We start from the raw sequence: 8864 nt of genomic DNA on the forward strand, positions 1-8864 counted from the left end.
ATGAACGGGCTGATCGCGAACACCGAGAGTCCCAGCGAGATCACGCCCCAGCTTTGGTACATCGCCTGGGCGCAATGCTCGTAAGCAAACATGATCGCATGCCGGCGGCGCTTGCCCATGCGGAGGCCTTCGCGGAACTTGAGCATAAAGTGAACGACGTCGTCCACGGTCACCCCAAGCGCCACGGCCGGGGTCATCACCGTGCCGGTATCGATCAGCAAGCCGGACCAGCCCATCAGACCAAACACGATCGCGGCCGGGAACACGGCCGGGAACATCAGCAACATGCCGGCGGAGAAGCTCCGCACGACCAACATCATCACGATCGTGATCAGGAACCAGTCGCCGACAAATCCCCAGATCAGATTGTCGAGCAGCGTGTGCTGCGCCTTGTAAACCAACGGCACCAACCCGGTGTACTTGATGTTCTCCGCTAAGCCTTTAAACGCACCCGGGTCGGAGCCTTCCTGCATCTCGCCGATGGCGGTATTGACCGTCGTGCGGATCTCTCCGACGAACTGACCGTAATCGATCTCATCAAGCGCGCCCAATCGCGCCGTCACGCGCCAGAGTTGATTGCCGTTTTCGTCATCTTTGATATAGCCCGTGGGCGCGAGTTCATCCTTGAGAATATTGTTCGACACTGTCTGGACGATCAAAGGCGGTGCGTTCGGATTCTCTTCCTGAATCCGCTGAGCCAGCGCAGCTGGCGTCGGCGAAAACGACAGCGCCGACATCGCCTCGCCCACTTCGGGCAGTTCGCTGACTTTGAACTGAATCCACTCGACGACCTGCATCCGCTCCAGCATCGAGAGCGGCGAGTCTTTGTCGAAAGGGATGATGACTTCCATCGGCACGAGCGGGCCGAGGTTTTGCTCCAACCAGGCGTAGTCTTGGCGGATATCCGAGCCAGCGGAGAAGAACCGCATCAGGTTGATCGAGGTCTGCGCGTAGCGCAGCCCGTAGCCAGCGCCGCACATCAGCAGGATGCAGCCTGCCGACACCAGATTGTGGTGTCGCACGATGGCGCGACCCACCAGTCGCCAGCGGCGGCTGCCGAAGGGATCAAACGAATTGCTTCCTGCCTTCGCCTCGGCGTGCGCCGCGTGCGAGGGCAACGGCCACAATTGCAACGCCGCCGGCAGAAACAGGCAAAGTACCACGGTGCTCGCTAGCACCCCCAACGCGCAATACAAGCCGAACAAGAAGATCGGTACCAAGTCAGTGATGCAAAGCGAAAGCAATCCCGCGGCGGTCGTGCCGGTCGCCAAGCCCAGCGGCAATGCGGCGTGGCGCAGGGCAGCGCCAGGCGCCACGCGCACGCCTTCGTGTTCCACCGCTTCGCGATAGTAGTTCGTCAGATGGATTGCGCCGGAGATTGCCGCTACATAGACGAGAGTCGGCATCGTCAACAGGATGGCGTTCATCGTCGTGCCGGTGTAGTAGACGATCGCCAGGCTCAGCATCGCTGAGTAAATTCCGGTGCTGAACACCAAGAAAATCAGCTTGGGAATCCGCAAGCACCACCAGGCCACCAGCAGGCCGACAGCGGCGGAGATGCCCGCCAGGCGGAACAAACTGCTTTCGCCGGACTCGTCGAGCGCCACGTTATCGACGGGCGGACCGCCCATGTGCAGCGCCTCGGGCTTCACCGCGCATTCGTTCGAGGCGATGTTGCGGATCAACTCCACTGATTTGCGCAGTTGACCGAGGTCAGCGCCGAATTTGTTGAAGGTGATCACCGCGCAGGTGATCTTCTTGTCTTTGCCGATCAGCGTATTGTGAAAGCGATCGATCACCTCTTCGCGTTCCAGCGGATAGCGCCCCTCGCCCAGTCGCTTGATAAGTCGCGGACCCGTGGTGATCGAGGAGAACAGCTTCTTGCGGCCGAGCGGCATCTCGAAGCCGTCTTGGATCCCCTGCTCGATCTTCTGCGTAAACAACTCCAGTCGCGGGTCATCCAGCGTGCAGCCGTCCCAGGAGACGAGGACGAACTGCTCGTCGGCGAAATGCCTGCGGAAATCGCGAAACTGCTGCGTTTCTTCGTACTTGTCCGGCAGCCATTGGGCGACGTCGTTGCGGTTGCCGAGCAGCGATTGCCGCGCCCCGCGCCCTACCAGCGGCAGCAAAAACATCGCCACGATCAGAATCGGCAGCGCGAAGCGCTCGAAGAAGGGGCGGGAAGGTTCCTGGCTGGCTGTTCGCATGTCTCGGCCCTGGCGCGATCCTAATTCAATTCCGCTGGCGTCCTTGCGCATGCATCCGGGCAATCCGGATGCCGGACCGCGTTCCGGCGACTCTGCCGCCGGCGGCAACCATCCCTCCGCCGCAGCTCAATCCGCTACCCTCTGCGCATAAGATCGGCATCCTCCCACGGCGGGGAACAAGCAATGCGCGATCAATACAGCAGCCTAGCCGCATCCTCAGGCGTCGTCCATACGCCGGCCTTCGGCGGCGGAACTGCGCTCCAGTCCAGGAACCTCAAAATGAATCACTACAGTCATTCGTGTCGCGAGTCGCAAGTCTCAATGAGGCAATGAATTACGCAACATGCGAAGCATGGCATTTAACGCGCCTGCAAAATGGCACATTCTGCGCGTGCTAGGTGTTCTGCGCGGCCGGGATCGCTCAGGCAACTGGGGATGGATTAAGACTGTTCGCATCCACGCTCATGCATCGGAAGCACGCGTTTCCTTGCACTTGGAACGGTGACGGGCTTTTGCTACGCTCCGCCGCCAATTCGGCGGCAGATTTTTCTCTACACCACTCTTGCGCTGCCTTGATGATCATCGCACCCCCACCGTCGCGGCGCCGCGCTCGGGTTACCGCGTGCCGGCTGGGAATGCGCCTGATCGTGATGGGACTGCTGGGGTTGAGCGGCTGCACGACCACGAGTTCTTGGCGTAACTCTTCCGAGAAAGAGCTGGGCGATGTCGCCGCAGTGTCGGCCAACGAAAATGTTCCAGCAAAACGCAGCCAGGACGACTTCCGCACCGATGACGTCGCCCTGGCCAGCGACGATGCGGTCGCTTCGCCCAGTGACGGAGCGCTGATCAACACCGAATACATTATCACTGGGGCGGACATGCTCGGCTCCGGTCCCGTGCGGCTGGCCGCAGTGCTGGAATTCGCCAAACACAATCATCCGCAACTGGCGTCGATCGCCCAGGAAATCGACCTGGCCCGCGCGGAGCGACTGGGCGCCGGGTTGTTCGCCAACCCTCAATTGGTGATGGACGCCGACGGCGCTGTGGATGGCGACGACGCACCGTCGCTCACGACGCGTATTGATTTCACCGTGCCGATCGGCCACAAACGCCAACGCGGCATGTCGGCCGCCGATGCCGCCGAGCAACGGGCGCGCGGGGAACTCGATTATGAAACGGATCTCGTGCTGCTGGAGGTTTCCAACGCCGCGGCCGAGGTGTTGTATTTGCAGGAATTGGCCGAGCAGCAGCAATATCTCAGCGATCTGAACCTGCGCTTCGCCAACATGCAAAACGAGCGGGCGAAACAGAACGTCATCACCGAAGTCGACCGCCTGCTGGCCGACACCTCCGCCAAAGAGGCTGAATTCGAGCGGCTCCAAAGTCTCACCGAATTGGAACAAGCCCGGCTGGTCATGGCTCAGGCCATGGGTATGACGAACCCGCGTCCGCTGGAGTTGGCGGATCGCTTGCAGACGGTCCGCGTGCCGGCGGTTCCGTTGGAACGCGTGATCGCGGTCGCTCGCGAGGTGCGTCCTGAGTTCCGCGCCGGCAATTGGGGGATTCGCGAACAGCAACGCCGCACCGACTTAGCCCGGGCCGAGGCGATTCCCGATCTGACGCTCAGCCCGCGCTACAACGAAGCCTTCAACGACGATAACGACAACCTCGGCGCCCGTTTCGCGACGGATTTGTTGCTCTGGAACTTCAACCAGGGCGAAATCGCCGCTGGTCTGGCCTCCACCCGCCAAGCCAGGGCCGATCTGAGGTTGTCGGAATCGACCACTTTGGGGGAGGTCGCCCGGGCCTACGCTCTGCTGGCCCCGATGGAACGGCAACTGATTTACTACGACGAGCAAGTCGCGCCCTCGATGCAGGCGTCGATCGCCAGCATCGAGCAGGCTTTCGAGGTACAGGCCATCGACGCGGCGGAACTCTCTCAGCAACTCAGCCGACTAGCCAAGCTGCGGCGCGCCCATCTGGAACTGCGGTATCTGCATCATCAAACCCGCATGCAGCTCGAGATCCTGCTGAAACGCCCGCTGAGTGCCTTGGCGACCGAACAAATCGGGCCGGGACGACCGGCCGGCGAGTTTCCCTCGGCTGCGTTACTGCCGAAATAGGCGGCGGACCGCTTTCTCCCGCACATTGGCGAAAATGGGCGGCCATTTTTGGTCGGTCCGCACAACTCGGCGGCCGCTGCGGGGTTAAAAGTATGCTCGGCGGGTCCAGGTGGTCGAATTCCTAAGAGGACGGCCCCGAGTTCACGAGCCGAGGCTGAATAGGGACCGAATCGACCGCAAATGCCCGGTATCGCAATTGTTTTACGGTCTGCCGCCACTTAGAATCGTTAGGTTACGAATCAATTCCCGCCCGTTCCTGCCATCCGCCACTCGGCACGGAGTTGTTCACGATGAGCCTGGTCGTTAAAGAGTCCGAATCCACACCGGCTGCCACGGTGAAAGAAGTTTCGCGTCGCCCGTCCGAAAACTTCTCGGCGCCGAAAAAGCGCGGCGGCAGCAAAGTGCTGGTGCGCTTGGTCACGTTGGTCGTGGTCCTGGGCGCCGGACTCGGCGCGATTGTGGCGATCGCCAAGATGGGCGACAGTGCTGAACGCGTCATCGTCACCAGCCCGGTGACGAAGAGCGATCTCGTGATTACTGTCACCGAGGACGGCACGCTGGAAAGCGCCGCCAACGTGGAGATGAAGTGCGAAGTGGAAGGCGGCTCCACGATTCTGGAGATCATCCCCGACGGCACGATGGTCACCAAGGGAACGCGTTTGGCACTGTTGGATTCCTCGACGATCGAAGAGAACTTCAACGCGCAGAAGAACGTGGTCGGCAAGGCCGAGGCCACGAAGATCGCTTCCGGCAACACGCTGGACGCCGCGAAGATCGCCGTACAGGAATACCTCGAAGGCACGTACGTCCAGGCGCTGCAAACGGCGGAATCGAATATCGTCATTGCCCAGCAGAATTTGGCCGCCGCCGAGAACATCGCGACGCATTCCGAAAAGATGCTCCGCAAAGGTTACACGACGCCGTTGCAGCATCAGTCGAACGTCTACTCGGTGCAGAAGGCGAAGCTCGACCTGGAGTTGCAGAAGACCACCAAGATGGTGCTCGAAAAGTTCACCAAGGCCAAGACACTCGAAGACCTGGAAAGCGCTCGCGACTCCGCCGAAGCGCAGTACAAGTCCGACCTAGGCACGTACGAACTCGAAGCCGCGAAGCTGAAGCGGCTGGAAAACAACCTCAAGAAGTGCGAGATCATCGCGCCGCAAGACGGCATGGTGGTGTATGCCAATGATCTGAGCGGCGGCGGTCGTGGCGGGCAGCAGACGCCGAAGATCGAACAAGGCGCGGCGATCAAGCAGTATCAAGCGGTAATCCGACTGCCGGATTTGACAAAGATGCAAGTCAAAACGCTCGTGCATGAATCGAAGATCGAGCAGCTCCGCTCCGGGCAACGGGCCCGCATTAAGGTTCAGGGTCGCGAAGTGCAAGGCTCGTTGACACAAGTCGGCAGCCAGCCCGAAGCGGGGAACTTCTTCGGCGGCGCCGGCACCAAGGAATATGCCGCGTATGTGCGCGTCGACGGTACTGCCGAGGGACTCAAGCCAGGCATGACCGCCGACGTCACCATCTTGATCGGCGAACACAAAGGCGTGCTTGCGGTGCCCGTGCAATGCGTTGTTGCCAAGGGTCGCAAAGCGTTCGCCTGGGTCAAAAGCGGCCAGACCGTGGAGCAACGCGAACTGGTTCTCGGCGCGACAAACGACACGCTGATCGAGATTAAGGACGGGTTGAGCGATGGAGATCTCGTGCTGCAAACGCCGCGCTCGGATGTCCCAGAATCCCGCACCGACTCGGACGATCAAGAAAAAGTCGACGTCGAAAAATCCTTTGGCGCTTCGAAGGCGAACGTCAGTGAAGCCACCGCACCCAGTGGCCCAGGAGGCCCCGGCGGCGCTCCCGCGGGCGGACCTGGAATGCAAGGCGGTCCCGGCAACGGTCCGCCGGGCGAAGGCGGCCCCGGCGGAGGTCGTCGCGGTGGCGGAGGTCGACGTCGGATGCCCAGCTTCAAAGAGATGGACAAGGACAGCGACGGTAAGGTCAGCAAGGAAGAATTTCCGCAAGAGATGATTCGCATGTTCGATTTTATCGATACGAACCAGGACGGTTTCTTCGATCAGGAAGAATCGAAGGCGGCCGAAGAGCGCCGCAAGCAAATGGAACAGCAGGGCGGCTTCGGCGGCGGCGGAGGCTTCGGAGGCCCCGGCGGTCCGCCGCAATAGCACGTTGCAACGCAGCTCCCATTCCATTTGCTACGCACTCCTGGCTGTTGACGATTCTCCGTGGAACTATTCCTTCAGACGTTAAACCTCGGCATCAAGAGCCTGTTGCTGCATAAGCTGCGCTCAGGTCTGGCGGTGCTGGGCATCACGATCGGCGTGACGGCCGTGATCTGGCTCGTCGCCATGGGGCAAGGCGTCAGTTATCAGGCGCAGCAGCAGATCAAGGACCTCGGCGCGACGAATATTATCGTGCGGAGCATCAAGCCGCCGAGCAATTCCACGTCGAGCCAAACCGGGCTCTTCCTCACATACGGGCTGCTGCGCGACGACTTTCGTCGGATCTCTACGACGGTCCCGACGATCCGGCGTTCCGTCCCGTTGCGTGAACTGCCGCGCGAAGTGCGCTACCGCGACAAGCGGGCCGAAGTTCGCCTCGTCGGATGTACGCCCGATTATGTGGAGATGAACAGCCTGCGGCTCGCCCGTGGCCGCTTCATTACCGATCGCGACGCGATCGCGGTCGAAAACGTCTGCGTAATCGCGCACACGACCGCGGAGCAGTTGTTTCCGTACGAAGATCCGATCGGGCAAGAAATCCAAATCGACCAGGATTTCTACAAGGTCGTCGGCCAGACGCACGATCGCACGCCGACAGGCGCCATTGGCGGGAGTTTTTCCGGCCAGGACTACAATTCCGACGTCTACATTCCATTGGAGACGCTGCGACAGCGCATCGGCGACCGTGTCATGTCTTCGCGCGGCGCCGGTTCCCGTGAGTTCGAAGTGGTCGAACTCAGCCAAATGACGTTCACCGTCGGCGACGTGTCGGAGGTGGACGACACGGCAGCGATCATCGAAATCCTCTTACAGAAATATCACAAGAATCTCGACTACGCGATCATCGTCCCCAAGGAATTGCTCCGCCAGGCGGAGATCTTGCAGATGCTGTTCAACGTGCTGCTGGTGCTGATCGCCGGCATCTCGCTGGTTGTCGGCGGCATCGGCATCATGAACATCATGCTCGCCACGGTGACAGAGCGGACCCGGGAAATTGGCGTCCGCCGCGCGCTCGGCGCCAAACAGCGGGACATCATCCGCCAGTTTTTGGCCGAAACGATCGTGCTCTCGTCCGCCGGCGGACTGCTGGGCGTGATTCTCGGTTTCTTCTGCTGGCCGTTTGTGTGGGGAGTTCGTTCCTTCACGGAGAATTTTCTCCCCGAGTTGTATGCAAGTCTTCCGCCGGTCATCCGCGACCTGGACCCGATGATCGCCGCCTGGAGCGTGGGCGTGGCCTTCGGCGTGTCGGTGCTGGTGGGCGTGGTCTTCGGCCTCTATCCCGCGCGCCGCGCGGCATTGATGGACCCGATCGAAGCCCTGCGCCACGCGTAATCGCGGCGCACGGGGTTCACTCGGCGAGCAGTTCCAGTGCTTCCCAGCGCACGTAAGCGTCGGCGAGTTGGCTTTCCAATCGCTTGAGTTGGGCGGCGACTTCCGCGATGCGCTGACCCGATCGGCGATAGTAGTCCGGATCGCCCATCTCCGCATGTAGCCCCGCCACCTTGGCTTCGATCTTCTCAATCAAGGCGGGCAGCGATTCACGTTCTTGTCGCTCCTTGAACGTCAACTTGCGCGCTGGCTTGCCGGCGGCGGTCTCCAGGTCCGTCCGCTGTGGCGCAGGTCTCAGCGAGGCCAGCTTCGCCGCCGACTCGCTAGCCACTCGTGACGTCCGCTGCCGCAGCCAATCGTCGTAGCCCCCCACATACTCGCGCACCACATCGTCTTCGAACACAATGGTGCTGGTGACGACGTTGTTGAGAAACGTGCGATCGTGGCTGACCATCAAGACCGTGCCTTCGAATTGCACGAGCCGGTCCTCCAGCAACTCCAGCGTTTCCGCGTCCAAGTCGTTCGTGGGCTCGTCGAGCACCAAGACGTTGGCCGGCTTAGCGAACAACTTCGCCAGCAAGACGCGATTGCGTTCGCCGCCGGACAAGTACCGCACCAGCCCCCGCGATTGTTCAGGGCTGAACAGGAAGTCTTGCAGGTAGCCGATCACATGCCGCGACTGGCCGTTGAACTGGATCGATGCGGAGCCGTCGGCCACGTTGTCCTGCACCGATTGGTCTTCATCGAGTTGCTGGCGAAGTTGATCGAAATAGGCAATTTGCAGGTTGGTGCCCAGACGCACCGTGCCGGAATGCGGCGGCAACTGGCCGAGCAACACGCGCAGCAGCGTCGTTTTGCCCGCGCCGTTCGGTCCCATCACGCCGATCTTGTCGCCGCGCATGACGCTGGTGGAGAAATCTCGGAAGACTTCGCGGTCTCCATAGGAAAACGCCAGCGCCGCCGCGGCGGCG

Annotated in this window: 5 protein-coding genes; 3 read left to right on the forward strand and 2 right to left on the reverse strand. The window is 61.2% G+C overall.

Going from position 1 to position 8864, the window contains the following annotated elements:
- Positions 1-2207, reverse strand: a 2207-nt coding sequence (locus tag SGJ19_28230; GenBank protein MDZ4784154.1) for an MMPL family transporter, incomplete at its 3' end; no start/stop codon positions are given.
- A gap of 575 nt (positions 2208-2782) precedes the next feature.
- On the opposite strand from SGJ19_28230, the gene SGJ19_28235 reads away from it, so the two are divergent.
- The 3 genes from SGJ19_28235 to SGJ19_28245 all read left to right on the forward strand — a co-directional run bounded on the left by SGJ19_28235 (position 2783) and on the right by SGJ19_28245 (position 7896).
- Positions 2783-4330 (forward strand): TolC family protein, encoded by a 1548-nt coding sequence (locus SGJ19_28235; protein MDZ4784155.1) that lies wholly within the window; start codon positions 2783-2785, stop codon positions 4328-4330.
- Between the two features lie 290 nt (positions 4331-4620).
- Complete coding sequence (locus SGJ19_28240; GenBank protein MDZ4784156.1) at positions 4621-6507, forward strand: HlyD family efflux transporter periplasmic adaptor subunit; 1887 nt, start codon at positions 4621-4623, stop codon at positions 6505-6507.
- Positions 6508-6567: 60 nt separating this feature from the next.
- A complete protein-coding gene (locus tag SGJ19_28245) occupies positions 6568-7896 on the forward strand; it encodes an ABC transporter permease (GenBank protein MDZ4784157.1) in 1329 nt (442 codons plus the stop codon).
- Between the two features lie 16 nt (positions 7897-7912).
- Here SGJ19_28245 and SGJ19_28250 read toward each other — a convergent pair.
- Positions 7913-8864 (reverse strand): ATP-binding cassette domain-containing protein (locus SGJ19_28250; protein ID MDZ4784158.1); only part of this gene is annotated, 952 nt, incomplete at its 5' end.

The organism is Planctomycetia bacterium, assembly GCA_034440135.1.
Classification (GTDB): Bacteria; Planctomycetota; Planctomycetia; order Pirellulales; family JALHLM01; genus JALHLM01.

Excerpts from the sequence above, each read along its gene's own strand:
- SGJ19_28235 (MDZ4784155.1), top strand. The coding sequence starts at position 2,783 with ATGATCATCGCACCCCCACCGTCGCGGCGCCGCGCTCGGGTTACCGCG.
- SGJ19_28240 (MDZ4784156.1), top strand. The coding sequence starts at position 4,621 with ATGAGCCTGGTCGTTAAAGAGTCCGAATCCACACCGGCTGCCACGGTG.